A 19,094-nucleotide genomic window follows, 5' to 3' on the forward strand; every position below is an offset into this window, starting at 1 on the left:
AGATAGATTATGAGTGAAATAATTTATGGTATTCATGCCATTGAAGCATTATTAAATCGTGCACCAGAACGTTTTATCGATATATTCTTGCTTAAAGGGCGGGAAGATAAAAGGCTTATGCCGCTTATTAAGCAACTTGACGCATTAGGATTAACGATTAAGTTAGTTAATCGTCAGTTTCTTGATGAACAATCCTCTGGTGGCGTCCATCAAGGAATTTTAGCGAGAGTAAAAGCGGGAAAACAGTATCAAGAAAATGACTTAACGGATCTGTTAGAGACTATAGCAACACCCCTAATTCTGATCTTAGATGGTGTTACCGATCCCCATAACCTAGGCGCATGCTTACGAACTGCCGATGCTGCAGGCGTTGATATAGTGATTGTGCCTAAGGATCGCAGTGCCCCCTTAAATGCTACTGCCAAGAAAGTTGCTTGTGGGGCGGCTGAAAATTTACCTTTAATTAGAGTGACTAATTTAGCTCGTACTATGCGTTTATTACAAGAACATCATATCTGGATCGTGGGTACGGCCGGTGAAGCAGAACGTAGCCTTTATCAAAGCCAATATAAAGGTGCGTTAGCCCTTGTAATGGGGGCAGAGGGTGAAGGCATGCGTCGATTAACACGCGAGCACTGTGATGAACTGATTAATATTCCAATGGCTGGCAGCGTCTCATCTCTGAATGTATCGGTCGCGACGGGAGTCTGTTTGTTTGAAATAGTAAGACAACGATTAGTATAGTGTGATTAATGGGTGCAACATCAATATAAATCCGATCTAAATGGCGATTTTATTTTGTTATAGTGCACCCATTATGATAACGTCCTAATTCGATTCTATTTGCGGCCAATATTGATTGAACGTGATGTTATAATAAGCCTTTAACATCCCATAATTGGGCTTTTTTTGTTTTCGACATTTATATCATTTTGGGATTTTCATATTCATTGCTTCTTTATGCATTGATACATAGCCGATATCAACCCTATTTTTTACGCGTTGACTCTCCACTAAAATAACCTTTAATTTATAAGATCCAAAAATAACACTTCTCAACTATCCCGTTTTTCATCAACTAGTTTGATTAAAAAAGCCCATTTTTATGGTATAGAATGAAAAAGGATAAAAATCAAAAAGATTATACTTATAACCCATTGATTTTCGTATATAATTAAGGTCTGACACCTAATGTATGGCATAAAGTATAGCTCATGTCGGCACGATTTAACGTATAGAAATGAAAGTTTCTTATTCCCTCACCAGACAACACTTTAACCATATCAATCGCAACCGATGCGCCAATTGCTTTACGTGTCTCGACATCATCATCTAAGCCAGTAAACATTTTGATCAACCAAGGCGGAATATAAACATTAGTCATATTGGCAAATCGTTTAAGTTGTTGTAGGTTTGAAACCGGTAAAATACCAGGAATAATCTCTATATTAATATTATGTTTACTACATTGATCACGAAAACGCAGGAATTTTTCAATATCAAAAAAGAATTGAGTAATTGCACGATTTGCGCCCGCATCCACTTTACGTTTTAAATTATCTAAATCTTTTTGCGGTGATAGCGCTTGTGGATGAACTTCTGGATAGGCAGCGACACTAATATCAAAATCAGCCACACTTTTTAATAAGGCAACCAGATCGGCTGCATAAATGTGTGGGTCAGGACAACCTGCTGGAATATCGCCACGTAAAGCAACAATATGACGAATACCATTTTCCCAGTAATCTTTGGCTATTTCAAGAAGTTGATCTTTAGAAGCATCAATGCATGTCAGATGTGGCGCTGCAATTAAACCTGTTCTCTTTTTGATGGCTTTAATGATGTCATGCGTACGATCTCTAGTGCCGGAGTTTGCCCCATAAGTAACGGAAACAAATTTCGGTTTAAGTGTCGCTAAGCGGGAAACCGATTGCCATAATGTTGTTTCCATTTCAGCTGTTTTAGGAGGAAAAAATTCAAAAGACACATCAATATTTTCAGCTATGTCAATCACATATTGGTTTAATAAATTATGGTGTTGAGCATGGGTGTACGTTTTCATTGTTACCGCCTTCGTTTTAAATTAAATAGTAGACAAGGCATTGCTTAAATCACTAATTTGATCGGTATTCTCTTCTAATCCCACTGATAAACGTAATAACGTATCGGAAACGCCTGCCACTTCTCGGGCTGCTTTGGACATGCCAGAATGGGTCATACTAGCAGGATGGCAAATTAAACTTTCAACGCCACCAAGTGATTGTGCAAGCGTAAATAGCTTTAATGATTGAATAAATTTAGGTATATTTTTTTCGTCTGTATTGAGTTCAAAACTTAGCATTGCTCCAAATCCAGTCTGTTGTTTACAAGCTATCTCATGCCCTTGGTTGGTTGCTAGGGAAGGGTGATAGACTCGAGAAACTTTAGGATGATTAAGTAGAAATGCAACAATATTTAATGCATTTTTCTGCTGTAATTGGATACGTGCGCCTAATGTTTTTAAACCACGTAGTAGTAAATAACTATCGAATGCCGAATTGGCTGTACCAATATTGTTTGCCCACCAAGCAATTTCATCGGCTAACTGTTGCTGTTTAAAAATTAAAATACCGGCCAATAGATCTGAGTGACCATTTAAATACTTAGTACATGAATGAATAACAATATCTGCACCAAGTGTTATCGGTTGCTGTAATATAGGACTCATAAACGTATTATCAACCGCAACTAAAGCACCAGCTTGATGCGCTTGGCTAGCAATACTTTGGATATTGACCACGCGTAACAGTGGATTACTTGGCGATTCAATTAAAACTAATTTAGGTTTTTGGGACAGCGCCTGTTTTAGGGCCTGTGTATCAGACTGATCAACAAATAGTACCTTAAATAAACCACGTTGGCTTAAACTTGAAAATAATCGGTAACTGCCACCATAACAATCATGAGGTGCGATAATTGTATCATTTGGCGTTAGTAGCGAAACACACAGTAAGTGAATTGCCGACATACCAGTATTAGTGAGAATCGCATCTGCGCCACCTTCAAGTTCTGCAATCGTCTGTTCAACAAAATGCCGGCTTGGATTGCTACGCCGCCCATAATCAAATTCTCTTGGTTTATTTACCTCATACCAACTATAACTCGTTGATGGAATAATAGGTGGAATAACGCTACCAAATTGTTTATCGATATTTAGACCGCCTCTCACCGCAATTGTGTTTTGTTTTTGAACCATTTGTTCGTTCTTCCTTCTATTTCTGATTGATTTTTACCAGTATAGCATTGGTTTTTTAGACGTCAACACTTCTAGATGTCTAATGTGTGTGATGTGTTGATTGCGGATTAGTATAAATCTGGTTAGAATGGTGATTTAATTGGAAGTTGATAGTAAAGCGTAACAAATAGGTGGATTATTATGGCTGAATGGAACGGGGAATATATTAGCCCCTATGCCGAACATGGTAAAAAGAGTGAGCAAGTAAAAAAGATTACAGTATCCATTCCTTTAAAAGTGCTAAAAATATTAACAGATGAACGAACTCGACGTCAGGTCAATAATTTACGGCATGCGACCAATAGTGAATTATTGTGTGAGGCTTTTTTACATGCTTTTACCGGTCAACCTTTACCTAGTGATGCGGATTTATTGAAAGATCGCAATGATGAGATTCCTGAACAGGCCAAAATGATGATGAGAGAATTAGGTATTGATCCATCTACTGTTGAGTATTAAGGTATCAAAAAAACGAAAGTGAATCTTATACATGCCGAGTGAGAGAAGCACCAATAAAAAAAGCGCCAAGTAGCGCTTTTTTTATTGGGCATTAATATCGATAAATTATTTTTTACCGCCAACCATACCAAAACGTTGTTTAAATTTATCAACGCGTCCGCCAGTTGCAACATCACGTTGTTTACCGGTGTAGAATGGGTGACATTCACCACACACATCAAGATGGATATCATGACCGATGGTTGATTGGGTTTTAATGGTATTACCGCAAGAACAAGTTGCCGTAATTTCTTTATATTCTGGATGAATACCTTGTTTCATAGAAACCTCGTTGTTTAACTCGTATCGCTATATGAACACAACTACTATGCCATACACCATACGTATGTAATTAAAATACATGTAGAATAAGGTGGCATATTATACAATATGTGCTTAATTCGTCAAGATTAGATAGGGAATTTCGCTATTGTTAATTGTAATTCCAGCTGTTTACCTTGACGTATGATTGAAATTGGTATCGTCGTATTTGGCTTCATTTCCGCAATGTGATCCATGGTCTCGATGATCGATTTAACTGGCTTATGGTCGACAGAGACCAAAATATCATTTGGTAACACACCTGCTTGTTTGGCGGGACCATCAACATTGGTGACTAAAATACCCAACACACGTGGTAACTGTTGTGAATTTTGTACTGGTGCGAATTCCAATCCATCTATGCCGGCATAACCGCGGATGATTTGTCCATCTTGAATTAATTTTTGCATAATTTTGGTCGCAAGGGACGTTGGGATAGCAAAACTCAGTCCTTCAGGTATATCAATATTATTATTTTTAGTAATAGAAAGCGTATTAATTCCTACTAATTCGCCTAATGTATTAACTAAGGCGCCCCCAGAATTACCATGATTAATGGACGCATCGGTTTGAATAAAATTCTGACGCCGATAGGGGCTTAATCCATCACGTCCCGTTGCGCTGATAATACCTTGGGTAATTGTTTGTCCTATATTATATGGATTACCAATTGCTAACACCACATCGCCTATTTGCGGTTGTCGGGCTAAATTTATCGGAATAGTGGGTAAATCTTTATCGTCCACTTTTAATACCGCTAAATCAACTAGCTTGTCTAAACCAACTAAAATCGCTTCATATATTTGTCCCGTTTGCATAGCCACAATAATTTGTTGCGCATCTTTTATAACATGGTAGTTAGTCAGAATATAGCCTTCTTTACTCATGATAACACCCGATCCTAATGGGGTAATAGCCGATGGGGTATTTTGTCCTTGACTAATAGTACGGCTATAAACATTGACCACAGCGGGTGCGGCTTTCCTTACTGCTTCTTGATAACTCAACGGATTGTTGAAAAAGAGATGTTCAGGAATAAATGATTTTTCAGCATTGTGTAATGATGGAAATAAAATCAGCAATACCACTGCTAACACACTACCGATCAAGGTTGGCCAAAGAATATTTTTTATCATAATCAGGAACAGAATTAAACTAAGTAGATATAGATAATAGCATATAAGTCAATGTAATTTAAAAATTTAACATAATGAACGAGTTAACGGCTCAGCTAAACATCTGAGTAGTCATCCGCTCAAACTACGCTGTCGCTGCCTTTCTGCTATATTGTCTTCTGATGTAGCTTGTACGTACTCAGTGATGGGATTGCGGAGTGAGGGAAATTGTTGTACCAAGTTTGATAGACGTCCTTCATGCGGATCAAATACCGAAAAATCCGTTACATAGCAGGCTATCATAGCTTTTCCCTACCAACCTATTTTTTGAAGCGGTTTAATAAATTTTGTTGCCCTTACCATAGGTAGAAATCCTATGATAAATTGATTTATTCCGTTTGTTAAGACACCAGCAGTCGTATCTGGAGGCGGCACGTTAGGAAGGTGTATTGGGTTTAGCGCGCGCTCAATGGGTTTATCACTGATTATTTCTTGATAGATATTGTCTAATATTATTGGCGCTGCTGGATCTTGCCATAAGAAATTTACTATATTTCGCGCTGAATCACGCATCCCATCTAATATTTGTAAGGGAACATCTTTATACCTAGCACGATATTTGGTTTGTTTATCAAACACCATATTAACGAATTTTCATATAAACCTGATTGATTGAGATCGTGAAAATACGCATTTTGTCAACATAAGGGCATGATAGTATGCTAGCAGCACTTTTACAAATATCATACGCTGATCTGATATGATCCTTGAATAAAGCGTCATCACTTCCGATCTGGATAACGTTACTAAGTTCATGATAGTTTTGATTTTATCTGACGAAAAATGCTCAACGTTTTTAGTCTGTCCACACTATTTACGTACTAAAAAGTGTGGACAGACTACAATATGAAAAATAAAAGCGCGTTGTGGTGAAACGCGCTTTATTAAATCTTTTATCAAGATAATAATGTCATCTTAACGTAAGATTAGATAAACTTGCGCATTGCCACGAACAATATTTAATGCAATCGCTGAAGGTTTGCTATCAATAACTTTACGTAGATCAGCAATATTATTAATTGGATGACGGTTTACGCCAGTAATTAGGTCGCCTTCGCGTAGATTTAGACGCGCTGCGGGTGAGTTTTTGGCAACACTTTCAATCATAACCCCTTTTTTACCAGATACTTCACCATTACTTAATGAAGCACCTTCTAACGCTGGGTGTAATGATTTTGCTTCGGTCGTTGATTCATCACTATTCTTTAACTTAGCCGACAAAGTAATCAATTTACCTTCGCGTATGATCCCCAATTTGACCGCATGCCCTGCGCCCATGGTGGCAATATTGGCGCGTAACTCGGCAAAACTTTCAATTGGACGATCGTTGAGAGATATAATCACATCGCCTGCTTTAATTCCAGCATCATCAGCAGCAGATTTCTCAATGACTTCGCTGACAAAAGCGCCTTTTTGCACATCAAGATCAAATGCTTTAGCGATATCTGAAGTTAATTCATTACCTTTAATACCAAGTACACCACGTTTAACTTCACCAAACTCAATTAATTGCGTCGTCAGATTACGGACCATATTACTTGGAATAGCAAAACCAATACCAACATTACCACCACTTGGCGCAATAATAGCGGTATTGATCCCAATTAGTTCACCATTGAGATTAACTAAAGCCCCACCTGAATTACCACGGTTAATAGACGCATCGGTTTGAATAAAGTTTTCTACCCCATTTACATTTAAGCCAGTACGAGCAAGAGCGGAAATAATACCAGAAGTGACCGTTTGACCAATACCAAATGGATTGCCGATAGCAACGGCAAAATCCCCTACTTTTAGATTATCAGAATCGGCTATTTTGATCGCGGTTAATTTTTTGCCATTATTCATTTTCAATAAAGCAATATCAGATAATGGATCACGTCCAATTAATTTAGCGTCAAATTCGCGTCCATCATTTAAACTAATTTTAATCGTATCTGCATTATCGATAACATGGTTATTGGTAACAACATAGCCGTGTTCCGCATCGATAATTACGCCAGAACCTTGTCCTGTAAAGGTTCTTTCCTGCCCACCTTGAGGGAATCCGAAAAACTGGCGAAATTCTTCAGGAATATTGGATTGGATTTGTGTTTTTCCTTCAGTTTGAATACTTACCACCGAAGGTAATACTTTTTCTAACATTGGTGCCAAACTAGGCACTGCTTGCGTTTCTCCATTTGGCAATTTTAAAAAAGCAGGGATACTGGCATAAGCCATTGGTAGCGTAGATAATGATAAGCCTAAACATAAGGCGACAGCACGGAACAGTTTTTTTTGTTTATATGAAGATTTATTCATTATAGTCACTCTCATTATTAAAAATTAAATAAATGGTTGAGTAATAAAATCAGATATACCTGATTGCTTAAGAATAATAATGGCGATAAAAATCAAAAAAACAAGTGAAGGATTATCACTAACATCAATTTTTAAATTCATCGTCGTTATTAATAGTATAATCTTTAGGCTGTTTTTGTAATTCTTCTGAAGAATGTTTTAGAAAGGTTTTTTTCGCCTCATCTGTACTAGTAAAAGTTGGGCTGTCTAAGTCAAACTTGGATAAGATAGTATTAGAGTTTTCAGCAACATGCTGATATAAATGACGAAAATCTTTAGCTAAATTATCCAATAACTCAGCACTATAAGCAAAATGCTTAACCACTATCTGTTTTTGTGATTGCAATGCTTGTTTGGTTAAATCCAACTCTTTTTTTATAGCATGATAACGACGTGCTTTAGGGCTAAAGAAATTAAAAATAATAAAACCCAATATGACACCAATTGTTATGCCAGTAATAAGATGAAAAGTTGCTTGGTGACCCATTGGTTTACTCCTTCTTGAATAACGACTGTATAGATAAGCGAATAATTGGCATCATAAAACCAATTAAATGTACTGGTTTTATCTTTACCTATTACCATGGTCAATATTACAACAGTTTTTTACTCAATAGGCATGCTAAAATAGTCATAAACTTTCGAAAAATCAATATAATAATTAGAATGCTATTTTTTATCACTTCGATTAGCATGTTGCGCTAGCTTAAGCAGCGTTTGCTTTAACTTTTCTGGGCTATTTTCTGCTAAAGTCAGTAGCATTTCAGCACTGGTGTGACTTAATTGCCGTTCTGCTTTATGCTTTGAGCTATTTTGTGGATCACCACTATGTAAAATATAGCGATCTATATTTAAGGTTGGATTAATAACAAAATCAATGGCACTTAGTGCGGGCAAAACCGTTGTACGTAATGTTGATAATAATTTTTGTTGTTCATAGCGTAATCGAGTTAACCAACTGGCACTGCTTACCTCGACAATTAATCGATGGTGTCGGTAGTTAGCGATTCGGCATTGCGATTGTAACGGTATCGGTAGTAATGATTTTACTGTTTGATTCAATTTTGCTAAAGCTAATGCGCGTTGCTGAACCTTACGTAATGAGCTCGTCTCATCAAATAAGTAATCAAGAGATTGAGGGGCACTTTTTCGCATAACTTAACTCGTTTGATTGTGACATTAACAATAAAATAACACCTGTCCAAAATGGATAAAATAAGATAACATATAATAGATATGATAATCATTAATTATTGGCAACACGTGTCTAAACGCTATTTTTTATCACACTTATTTTTAAGTGTGATAGCTGCTGGCTTCGGTTTGACTACCAACACCGTAGCAATATCTTCAGCGCCCGTCAATGCGACCGTGACGATTATTACAATAGCGGTAATGGCTAAAGCACGTTTGCAAGATGGGTTACATGCTATTGAAAAAGTAGCAAGAGGGCATTGGTTATTTTCTTCACACCGAAAGCAGTGCATTGATGTAATTACTCATGTCGCTTCATCTATCTTTTTTCGTCATTTATTACCGCTTAAAGGCTATGCTTTTGCCAATGCTATTCGAGCTGGTCCCAAATACACCTTCAGATAATATTTATTTTTAATTAAAAAAATCTTATTCCCTAAGATTTAAGGTTATTTATAATCTATAAAAAATTAATCATCATGCTATTGGCATGACTATAAGAGATTCAGTCATTATGTTATTAAATTTATTAACGAAAGTATTTGGTAGTCGCAATGAGCGTGTATTACGTAATATGCGTAAACGAGTTGAAAGGATTAATCGCTTAGAGCCAGCAATGGAAGCTTTGTCGGATGAAGAGTTAAAAGCAAAAACCATAGAATTTAAAACAATGTTAGCCGACGGTTGCACGACCGATTATATCTTAGAAGAAGCGTTTGCAGTGGTGCGTGAAGCAAGTAAACGTGTATTTGGTATGCGTCATTTTGATGTGCAACTTATCGGTGGTATGGTACTTAATGAACGCTGTATTGCTGAGATGAGAACGGGTGAAGGGAAAACATTAACCGCCACCTTACCGGCCTATCTTAATGCACTAACAGGTCGTGGCGTACATGTGGTGACCGTCAATGATTATTTGGCACAACGTGATGCAGAAAATAATCGTCCTTTGTTTGAGTTTTTGGGTTTATCTGTTGGGATCAATTTACCAAATTTGTCACCAGAGTTAAAACGCGCAGCGTATAACGCCGATATCACTTATGGAACGAATAACGAATACGGTTTTGACTATTTACGCGATAATATGGTGTTTTCTAAAGATATGCGGGTGCAGCGGCCGCTTAATTATGCCTTAGTGGATGAAGTCGATTCCATTTTAATTGATGAAGCAAGAACGCCATTGATTATTTCTGGGCCAGCAGAAGATAGCTCAGAAATGTATATGCGTATTAATAAAATTGTGCCGCATTTGATTGCTCAAGAAAAAGAAGATTCTGAGGATTACCAAGGCGAGGGCGATTTCTCGATTGATGAAAAATCAAAACAAGTTAACTTAACGGAACGTGGTTTAATTAAAATTGAGCAATTAATGGTTAAAGTGGGCATTATGAAAGAGGAAGAATCTTTATATGCACCTTCAAACATTATGTTAATGCACCATGTTAATGCCGCATTACGTGCTCATCATTTATTCCATCGTAATGTGGATTATATTGTTAAAGATGGTCAAGTGATCATTGTTGATGAACATACGGGTCGTACTATGGATGGTCGCCGCTGGTCTGATGGTTTACATCAAGCAGTAGAAGCAAAAGAGAATGTAGCTATTCAAAATGAAAATCAGACTTTGGCCTCCATTACTTTCCAAAATTATTTCCGTCTATATGAGAAATTGGCAGGTATGACGGGGACTGCTGACACAGAAGCTTTTGAATTTAATCAAATTTATCATTTAGATACGATTGTAATTCCAACCAATCGCCCGATGGTACGTCGTGATTTACCTGATTTGGTTTTTATGACTGAGCGCGAAAAAGTTCAGGCTATTATTGCTGATATCAAAGAGTGTTTATCACGTGGGCAACCGGTACTAGTCGGTACGGCCTCTATCGAAAAATCAGAAATGGTGTCACAAGCTTTAGATAAAGCGGGCATTAAACACAATGTATTAAATGCTAAATTTCATGCAAAAGAAGCTGAAATTATTGGTGATGCCGGTCGTAAGGGCGCGGTTACTATTGCGACCAACATGGCAGGACGTGGTACCGATATTATGTTAGGTGGTAATTGGCAGGCTGAAGTGGCCAAACTTGAGCAGCCAACCGAAGAACAGATTGCAGCAATTAAACAGAACTGGCAGCAACTGCATGAAGAGGTCTTAAGTTTAGGTGGTCTACATATTATCGGTACCGAAAGACACGAATCACGCCGTATTGATAACCAATTACGTGGGCGTGCTGGACGTCAAGGTGATGTGGGGTCATCGCGTTTTTATTTATCGTTAGACGATCCATTAATGCGTATTTTTGCGTCTGATCGAGTATCGGCAATGATGCGTAAATTTGGTATGAAAGACGGTGAGGCGATTGAACATCCTTGGGTAACAAAAGCGATTTCTAATGCGCAACGTAAAGTTGAGAATCGTAACTTTGATATCCGTAAACAGCTACTTGAATATGATGATGTAGCTAATGATCAACGCCGTGCAATTTATAGTCAGCGTAATGATATTTTAGATCAACCTAATGTTAAAGAAACCATCGATTCAATTCGCCAAGATGTGTTTTATTCGGTGATTAGTCAATATATTCCTCCACAATCAATGGAAGAAATGTGGGATGTTTCAGGTCTAGAACAAGCCCTTAAACATGACTTTGATCTGGTATTACCGATAGCTGAATGGTTAGATAAAGATCCTAATTTACATGAAGAAACGCTGCGTGAGCGTATCAATCAAATTGCTTTAACACGTTATCGTGAAAAAGAGCAAATTGTTGGCGAAGATGCTTTCAGAGATTTTGAAAAAAGTGTCATGTTACAAACCTTAGATACGTTATGGAAAGAGCATCTTGCTAGTGTTGATCACTTGCGTCAGGGCATTCATTTACGTGGTTATGCGCAAAAAGATCCAAAACAGGAATTTAAACGGGAGTCATTTGCTTTATTTGCACAAATGTTAGATACCTTAAAATATGAAGTTATTGGTGTCTTAAGCCGTGTGCAGATTCGTTCACAACAAGAAATTGACGAGGCGGAGCGTCGTCGTCAAGAGGAGATAGCTCGCTTAGCCCAAAAACAACAATTAAGCCATGATGAAGCAACCGCCTCGGAGTTACCCGCACAGCCAATCGTACGCCAAGGCATTAAAGTTGGTCGTAATGAAATTTGTCCTTGTGGTTCGGGCAAAAAATATAAACACTGTCATGGTAGTGTTCAATAATTTACGTTAGTATAAGATGATAATTAGAGATATTTTACTATGAGGAGAAATGGAAATTAGCAATGAAAACAAAAAACCATGTTGAAATTGCCGTTGGTATCATTTGCTCACAAGATAGCCAGATTTTTATCACTCAGCGAGGCGAACATTCTCATCTCGCTGGATTCTGGGAATTTCCTGGGGGTAAAGTGGAGCCAAATGAAACGATTGAACAAACCTTACATCGTGAATTAGCAGAAGAAATTGATATTCATGTTATTGAGGCTCGTTTTCTAGAAACCATTAACTATAGTTATGGTGATAGAGATATCACTATCCATGCTTATTTAGTTGAGAGCTGGGATGGTGAACCTTTCGCAAAAGAGGGGCAAAATAGTCGATGGATCGATATTGAAGACTTAAATGCGGATGAGTTTCCTGATGCTAATCGTCATTTAATCGAGATGTTAAAAAATCTAGATAAAGCACTATAGGCAGATGCTTAATTATTTTCGTCATAAGATAAGCGTATCTTATGACGAAAAATTTCTGTTATTCTCTATCCGTCAACAAATTAAACCGAATCTAGTGTATAAAAAATACTTAGTGGCTCACATGGTGACATAATACCATTGGTATGATTATCACTGAATAAACCATAGAAAAAACGTTGTTGTACCAGCAATGATTTCTGATTTAATATTGGTTGTTCGTTACTTCAATTTAAATTCGATATTCAAGCATTGACATTGTTATACGGTTTTTACGATAAGCTGGGCAGCTATCGGTAAAACATCCATTTAACTACGATTTAAAATTTCAAATCGATAATTATATGGATTTTGATCATTGGCCATATGTTGCTCAGTAAAACTAAGTTGCCACTGATCATTATCATAATTTGGGAAATAAGTATCGCCGTCAACGTTAATTGCAATATGAGTTAAATATAAGCGATTGGCTAATGGTAATGCTTGTTGATAAATATTCCCGCCCCCAATGATCATTATTTCAGGTTCATTACCGGCGGCCTTTATCGCCGCTTCTAGTGAATTGACCCAAGTTAGATTTGCCGATGTAGCAAAATCTGATATTGATTGACGTGTAATAATAATATTATGACGGTGAGGTAAAGGACGCCCAATCGATTCAAACGTTTTGCGCCCCATAATGATTGGTTTATGAAGCGTATTCTGCTTAAACCAAGCTAAATCTGCGGGCAAGTGCCAAGGCATTTGATTTTGATAGCCAATAACACGCTGATTACTCATCGCCGCAATTAGACTTATTATCATATTGATATCCTACAGTAAACAAAATTAATTAAGTAATAGCTAAGAGTGTATAATTTCTTGACTAAAGAGTATAACCTAAAGTTCTAATTTTTTGTTTCACATGATAAGGATACTTCACTTGTTGCCATAAACGATGGCTCAAAGTGGATAGATCGTCTTTTTGTCCATTCATAATCCATTCGGCTAACGTTTTAGCCACATCAGGATAAATGATCGGTGTGGGTAAAGGTTGAGTTAACCATTGACGCACGGTATTAATATCCAGCGTTGGCATGATGGTAGCAAGTCCAAGTTTGCTGAGGCAAGAGGCATTATAAAGTTGTTCAAACTGCCCTTTAACGGGCTTGGTTAAGATTTTTTTGCCTAAGACTAGTGCTTCAGAGATCAAAGCAAACCCAGTATTAGTGATAATACCAGATGCCGTAGATAACGATTGAGTAAAAACCGTACGGCTTAAGGATTGCCAATTAATATTATCACTATAACTTGATTGAGTAATATCGGGATGAAAGCACTTAAATTGATAATCCTTAAAAGGTGCTAACAGTAACTTAATATGATCTATTGATTCAAAGGGTAAATAAACGACGATAGAGCCATCTTCATCGGTTTTATTTAATGCATCAATAATCGGTGGTATGATAGGTGCTCCAAAATGAAACCAATGTAATCCTACCGATTGAGTCACTGGTGCGTAATATTTCATAATTGTTCGGGCGATTAAACCGTATTCTTTAGGGTGGATATAGTGACAAACTGCTTGATTACTAATACCAATACAATCAAGTAACTGATGTTTAGCCGCCCAAGCACTGATCGGTTCAAAGTCACTAATAATGCAATCATATTCGGAGAGATCGAGCTCTTTTACATCTTTAATTAGGCGCAAAGCTTGAATATTTTGTACCGTTCTTGGTAAATTGACTCTGCCATTTTGGGTGGCAAAGCTAACGCCAGGAAAAATACGATATTCACCAAATGCCTCCATATCAAAATACGCTTCTGCATGGCGTCCACTAAAAATACAGTCAACTTCTGCACCACATTGTTTTAAAGCAAGTACTAAAGTACGACTACGGCTAATATGTCCATTACCGGTTCCCTGTATACCGAAAAGTATCCGCATTGCATATCCTATTTTTTATATTCCTTTAATTATGATAGCAGACCCAATGATTAAAAAAATATCAGATCGATTATTATGTGAGTACTTTACGTTTATTTTTTACTTTGCATTATTTACTTAGTATCGGTTAATTTAACGTTAAGTAAAGTAACGAAAAAATAACTATTTAGGTTATTTTTTCGTATATACTAATAGTATGTTAGCGATTAGGTACTATCATCAAAAACTATGTTTTTTTTATCTATACCTATAACGGTATTATTAATATTGTCAGTGGTAATTTCGACGCCGATGTTGGCTTCATTATTTAAGAAACATCAATATCAGCTTATTGTTATTGTGTTACTCTCGCTATTTATCGTCACCGAATTAATATCTATTTACTTTAGTGGTGGTTTTATCGATTACCAATTTTTTGTTAATCTTAATTTTCGCGATATTTTTGCTGGTTTATTTATTTTTAAATTACAGGCGGCGCTTGCTATTTTTAGCTTTATTTTATTTGTATTTGTTCTCGCATTTATGTCCAAATGGGTCAAGAAGCATATAGTGATTTGGTTACGAATGACAGTACTGCTATGTACAATTATTATGATCAGTCAAAGTGGGGGACCACTAAGCAAAATCCATGAAATTTATCAGATTACCATTGCCAGTCAACAACCATTTGAACAAGCACTAACACAACTTGGTATGGTTGACTATGTGAAAAAATCCCAATTAGTCGCCAACAAAGGTAAAAATATTATTGTTATTTCCTTGGAATCATTTGAACGTGGTTTTATGGATATGCCTAGCATTACGCCTAATCTTATTCGGTTATCTCAGCAATACACTTATTTTCCATCGCTACCAATGGGAATAGGTAGTTCTTGGACGACTGCCTCTATGTATACTTATATGACGGGGATACCTTTTCTTATTGGTGAATTAACCACTATGCCGATGAAAGAGACCAAAGCGTTACAATTAGTCAGTTTAGGCGATGTATTATCGCGTGCTGGCTACCAAACAAAATATATTATGGGGAGTCCTAATTTTGCTGGTATGGGACATATTATTTCACTATTTGGTATACCTGTTATTTCCGAAGCTACCTATCCAAATCAATATCCGTCTGCGCCATTTGGACTTTATGATCGTGATATTTTTGATGTCGCCAAAAGGCAAATTAATGAATTAACGCAGACTAAACAACCATTTGCTTTATTTATTTCCACCGTATCAACGCATGCGCCTAATGGATTTGAAGATAAGCGTATGCAACAATATATTTCTCCACAGTCAAATAATATGGACTTTGTGGCGGCCTCGCTCGATTACAATCTAGGTCAATTTATTGATTATCTTGAGAGTAATCATCTGCTTGACGATACTGTCTTTTATATTTTCCCTGATCACTTAATGATGGGAATAGGTACGCAGACTATTGCAAAATTATCGTTACAAAAACGAAGTTTATATCTGATTAGTAATGCGGATACCAACGCCCTTAACCATAAACAAAGTGATACGCTTTATCAAATAGATTTACCGCGAATAATTTTAAATGGTGCGCAAATAGAGTCGAATGCTAAATTTTTAACCGATTATTTAACTGGTGATCAAGATAAATTGGCGTTCATAAAGTTGCATAAAGAAAAAATTGCACAGTTAAATAAAGCTGCTGAGATAAGTGGTTCGGTAAATAACTAATTCATTTTTTAGTTAATATCGGAGTAGTTGCTAAGGCATGGTGTTGAAGGATAAACGCTGTTTTGGATAATTAAAACCGCCCTTATTTTTATTATAGAGAATTTGTTCCTCGTCTACTGTACTATTTTAGGGGAGGGGAGTAATTACCATAACGTTCATCTGTACTTAATTGTGATTTAGACTGTGTGACGGTAACTGTTTGAATACTTTGTCAATAATGGGGGCTGAAACTAAATTTCATCATAAATTAGCCACCGTTATTTTTTGTTTATTGTATAAAACGCCAAATCATCTTACGGTGATAAGGCGTTAATCGAGTACTGTTACACATATTTATTATCGTATTTTGTTCTAATACAGGAAATAACATAAATCAATTTTGCATCTAATCCGTGATTTATAACGACATGATTAATGTAGTTGTGTCATTGTTTATAAATTAATTCATCATCCGTTGGTTGTCTATAAGCCATAAAATAGTCTTCTCCGATAATAAATAACGTATTTTTCATATAAATGGCTTGATTACCATTGAATAAAAAGGTAGATAATGGGGACGCAACAATATTATTAAATGTTACCTATTCAACTTCATCGCTAATATCGATATTATGTTTGTTAACATTAGCAGTGTGCTTTTAATATAACACTTCATTACTAAAAAATCGTTTTGAATTGACTTTACTAAAGCTGAATAAATAAGACTGTTGATCATTAACCCAAAGTTTTTTGGGTCAACATTTAACGTTACTGTTACCCTATTGAGTTTTCTAATCTGCTGTCATCAAAACGTAACTTATCATTAGTTTGCATTGGTAATACATTAACTTGCTCAATACTTTGAGTAGAATATTCATCTTTCAAACACATTAATTCAAAATTTCTTACATCAAAATGTACCTATATTGGAACCGTAGCTTTATCTTCAGATTTTTTTACTCAGTTACCAACCTCTAAAGAAATAACATTTTTAACTTCCCATCTATAATGTGCATTACAGTATTTAATCAACTTTATTTTTAACTAAATAAATCAATTATATAAGCTCATGATTATAAATAATTTTTAATAAATATTTATTTATACTCTATAGCACGATATTGCTTAACTATTTTCTATAAAAACTTAATTTCGATTTTAATCATTACTTAGTTATTATTTTTGTTGTTTAATATATCCATCTTGATGTAAATAATAATGTTTAGTGGTTAAATTGTTATCATATTCGGTTTTAACTGTAATGATAAAATTCTTGGAAAGGGTAAATTGTGTTTTTTCAATTAAATCTTCATTATTTCCAGGCTCATACCATTCACCTTCAACATACAAGTTTGAGCGAATTTGATTATCTTTTATGATTAATAAATAAAGTCGATATGGAAAATCTCCACAATCTTGCGGTACTAAAATTGCATCAATACCATCTTTAGATGGTATAGGAATATAACGAAAATCTGGCTCACAACTCCACAAGTCCAAATCTGCAATTTTACAATTTTCAAGATTCGCTATTTTATATTCCGTATTTTTATGTTTTCTATTTAGCGGTAAGTGATCTATGCTTTTTTCAAAACAGGTGTTTTTATTATTGCGATAAATACTTTTATTTGCATTATTTTTAATAGTAGATTCTTGTGCATAAACCCCAAAAGGAAGCATGCAAAACATCAAATAACTGATATATTTTTTTTTCATAAAATTACCCTAATTTATTAATTAACGATTTTTTAACACTAATGAACTTAGAGTTACACCATTTAATGTTTAAGAATCTTTACAAAAATATTCATCTTTCAAAAAATTGTGATCAAATTCCCTTACATCATAATGTACCCAACTCGTAGCTCCTATTGAGGATGACTCCAGATTAAAAATATTATTCTGCCCAACCTTCCAGTCCCATTTAGCACCTAAATATTTATTAAAAATATCTTTTCTCAATATATCCATATCATCACATGATTTAGTTCTAATATCATTTTTATTAAAATGAATGTCTAACGCTTTTCCTTTATGGTTTGTAGATTGTCTCTTTTTCTGGATATTTCTATCATAACATCTATATCCTGATGCAATTTTTCTAAAACTATAAACTGATTTTTCTTTTTTTAATAAAATATTACCGCTTTTAATGCAAATAATAACGACCTGTGTATACCAGGATACTCGTATCTATGTGTTGCTTCTTTTTTTAATTTTTCATTGTAATACATATTGTTATGTCTATTTTTCCCAAATCCATCACATTTCCCACAAGGGCAAAACATTTGTTCGGAATCACTAGACGTTTTTTTGTTCCATTCATTTTTTGGTAAATCATACTCATTAGAAAAATTATCAATGGCTTTTACTACTTCTATATCAACAAAACCAGTTTCCTCAACATTCATATAGTCACGCTGAAACTGTTTTATCATATTTTCTGTTCTTTCGGTAAATTCATCTGTTGGCACATTACCGCCAAAGCCTGCAAGGCGTATATTAATTTCTCGAATAATCTCATGCTTATCGCCTTTTTGAAAAAGGATTCTATTTTTAGGAAAATAATCCATTATCCCCACAGGATGAATAAACCATGCCCTACCATCCATTGATAGATTAGAAAGTATCGGCGTGTTAGCATTAAGAGGGGTTTGGTTAGAGTTTGCTGTTTGTGCTTCTGCCACTTCTTTCCACCATAAAGATGGTTTTATGCGTTTCTCTTTTTCAAGTTGCCAGTTGGTTTTGATATGTTCGTGGGCTTCGTTTAATTTTTTTAAGGCAAAGTCACGTTGATAAGGTAAGGTTAGACCGAGTTTGTTTAACTCTTGTTCGATGATTTCTTTTTTTTGCTGTTTTTCTTGTTCATACAGGCTATCTATCTCATTCCATTTACTTAATTCTTCATCGGCATACCATTCACTTTCATAGTTTATAAGTAAATGGTCTATTTGCTGTGCTGTCCAGCTTGTGCGTAATCCTTCTTTTAAATCGCCAT

19 protein-coding genes are annotated in these 19,094 nt (G+C 35.7%); 6 read left to right on the plus strand and 13 right to left on the minus strand.

Annotated features, from left to right (window positions below):
• The first annotated feature begins 9 nt into the window (after positions 1 to 9).
• Positions 10 to 744, plus strand: coding sequence for a 23S rRNA (guanosine(2251)-2'-O)-methyltransferase RlmB (gene rlmB / locus O970_RS07275; protein ID WP_024496458.1), 735 nt, complete (start codon positions 10 to 12; stop codon positions 742 to 744).
• A 430-nt stretch (positions 745 to 1,174) separates the two neighbouring features.
• Here rlmB and metF read toward each other — a convergent pair whose 3' ends face one another.
• Entirely contained in the window at positions 1,175 to 2,062 is an 888-nt protein-coding gene (metF, locus tag O970_RS07280; protein WP_024496459.1) for a methylenetetrahydrofolate reductase, read from the minus strand.
• A gap of 21 nt (positions 2,063 to 2,083) precedes the next feature.
• Positions 2,084 to 3,235: a cystathionine gamma-synthase gene (metB, locus tag O970_RS07285; protein WP_024496460.1), complete on the minus strand. Its 1,152-nt coding sequence runs from the start codon at positions 3,233 to 3,235 to the stop codon at positions 2,084 to 2,086.
• 180 nt (positions 3,236 to 3,415) lie between these two features.
• On the opposite strand from metB, the gene metJ reads away from it, so the two are divergent.
• Positions 3,416 to 3,733 carry a met regulon transcriptional regulator MetJ gene (gene metJ, locus O970_RS07290; RefSeq protein WP_024496461.1) on the plus strand — a complete coding sequence of 106 codons (318 nt, stop codon included), beginning with the start codon at positions 3,416 to 3,418 and terminating at the stop codon, positions 3,731 to 3,733.
• 105 nt (positions 3,734 to 3,838) lie between these two features.
• Here metJ and rpmE read toward each other — a convergent pair whose 3' ends face one another.
• From rpmE to O970_RS07320, 7 genes are all read right to left on the minus strand, one after another.
• A complete protein-coding gene (gene rpmE, locus O970_RS07295) occupies positions 3,839 to 4,054 on the minus strand; it encodes a 50S ribosomal protein L31 (RefSeq protein WP_024496462.1) in 216 nt (71 codons plus the stop codon).
• 128 nt (positions 4,055 to 4,182) lie between these two features.
• Positions 4,183 to 5,229, minus strand: a complete 1,047-nt coding sequence (gene degS, locus O970_RS07300) for an outer membrane-stress sensor serine endopeptidase DegS (protein WP_036562983.1) — start codon at positions 5,227 to 5,229, stop codon at positions 4,183 to 4,185.
• A 111-nt stretch (positions 5,230 to 5,340) separates the two neighbouring features.
• Entirely contained in the window at positions 5,341 to 5,511 is a 171-nt protein-coding gene (locus tag O970_RS09915) for a hypothetical protein (RefSeq protein ID WP_166667095.1), read from the minus strand.
• 9 nt (positions 5,512 to 5,520) lie between these two features.
• Positions 5,521 to 5,847: a hypothetical protein gene (locus O970_RS07305; protein WP_238610607.1), complete on the minus strand. Its 327-nt coding sequence runs from the start codon at positions 5,845 to 5,847 to the stop codon at positions 5,521 to 5,523.
• Between the two features lie 336 nt (positions 5,848 to 6,183).
• Positions 6,184 to 7,569 (minus strand): Do family serine endopeptidase, encoded by a 1,386-nt coding sequence (locus O970_RS07310; protein ID WP_024496465.1) that lies wholly within the window; start codon positions 7,567 to 7,569, stop codon positions 6,184 to 6,186.
• Positions 7,570 to 7,693: 124 nt separating this feature from the next.
• Positions 7,694 to 8,095 carry a ZapG family protein gene (locus O970_RS07315; RefSeq protein ID WP_024496466.1) on the minus strand — a complete coding sequence of 134 codons (402 nt, stop codon included), beginning with the start codon at positions 8,093 to 8,095 and terminating at the stop codon, positions 7,694 to 7,696.
• Positions 8,096 to 8,277: 182 nt separating this feature from the next.
• Positions 8,278 to 8,763 carry a DUF721 domain-containing protein gene (locus O970_RS07320; protein WP_024496467.1) on the minus strand — a complete coding sequence of 162 codons (486 nt, stop codon included), beginning with the start codon at positions 8,761 to 8,763 and terminating at the stop codon, positions 8,278 to 8,280.
• A gap of 81 nt (positions 8,764 to 8,844) precedes the next feature.
• Here O970_RS07320 and O970_RS07325 point away from each other — a divergent pair, with 81 nt between their 5' ends.
• From O970_RS07325 to mutT, 3 genes are all read left to right on the plus strand, one after another.
• Positions 8,845 to 9,207 carry a hypothetical protein gene (locus O970_RS07325; RefSeq protein WP_024496468.1) on the plus strand — a complete coding sequence of 121 codons (363 nt, stop codon included), beginning with the start codon at positions 8,845 to 8,847 and terminating at the stop codon, positions 9,205 to 9,207.
• Between the two features lie 109 nt (positions 9,208 to 9,316).
• On the plus strand, positions 9,317 to 12,022 hold the full coding sequence (gene secA / locus O970_RS07330) for a preprotein translocase subunit SecA (protein WP_024496469.1): 2,706 nt from the start codon (positions 9,317 to 9,319) through the stop codon (positions 12,020 to 12,022).
• 62 nt (positions 12,023 to 12,084) lie between these two features.
• Positions 12,085 to 12,495 carry an 8-oxo-dGTP diphosphatase MutT gene (gene mutT, locus O970_RS07335; RefSeq protein WP_024496470.1) on the plus strand — a complete coding sequence of 137 codons (411 nt, stop codon included), beginning with the start codon at positions 12,085 to 12,087 and terminating at the stop codon, positions 12,493 to 12,495.
• 306 nt (positions 12,496 to 12,801) lie between these two features.
• Here mutT and folA read toward each other — a convergent pair whose 3' ends face one another.
• The gene (gene folA / locus O970_RS07340; protein WP_024496471.1) at positions 12,802 to 13,296 is read right to left on the minus strand and encodes a type 3 dihydrofolate reductase; all 495 of its coding nucleotides are present in this window, start codon (positions 13,294 to 13,296) and stop codon (positions 12,802 to 12,804) included.
• Between the two features lie 61 nt (positions 13,297 to 13,357).
• On the minus strand, positions 13,358 to 14,422 hold the full coding sequence (locus O970_RS07345; RefSeq protein WP_024496472.1) for an MJ1255/VC2487 family glycosyltransferase: 1,065 nt from the start codon (positions 14,420 to 14,422) through the stop codon (positions 13,358 to 13,360).
• A 273-nt stretch (positions 14,423 to 14,695) separates the two neighbouring features.
• Between O970_RS07345 and O970_RS07350 the strand changes: the two genes are divergently transcribed.
• Positions 14,696 to 16,117: a sulfatase-like hydrolase/transferase gene (locus O970_RS07350; RefSeq protein WP_238610610.1), complete on the plus strand. Its 1,422-nt coding sequence runs from the start codon at positions 14,696 to 14,698 to the stop codon at positions 16,115 to 16,117.
• Between the two features lie 1,155 nt (positions 16,118 to 17,272).
• Here the strand turns inward: O970_RS07350 and O970_RS07355 are convergent.
• On the minus strand, positions 17,273 to 17,812 hold the full coding sequence (locus O970_RS07355) for a hypothetical protein (protein ID WP_024496474.1): 540 nt from the start codon (positions 17,810 to 17,812) through the stop codon (positions 17,273 to 17,275).
• 413 nt (positions 17,813 to 18,225) lie between these two features.
• Positions 18,226 to 19,094, minus strand: an 869-nt coding sequence (locus O970_RS09920) for a peptidoglycan-binding domain-containing protein (RefSeq protein ID WP_036562987.1), incomplete at its 5' end; no start/stop codon positions are given.

Origin of the sequence: Candidatus Schmidhempelia bombi str. Bimp (genome assembly GCF_000471645.3) — a bacterium.
GTDB lineage: Bacteria > Pseudomonadota > Gammaproteobacteria > Enterobacterales > Orbaceae > Utexia > Utexia bombi.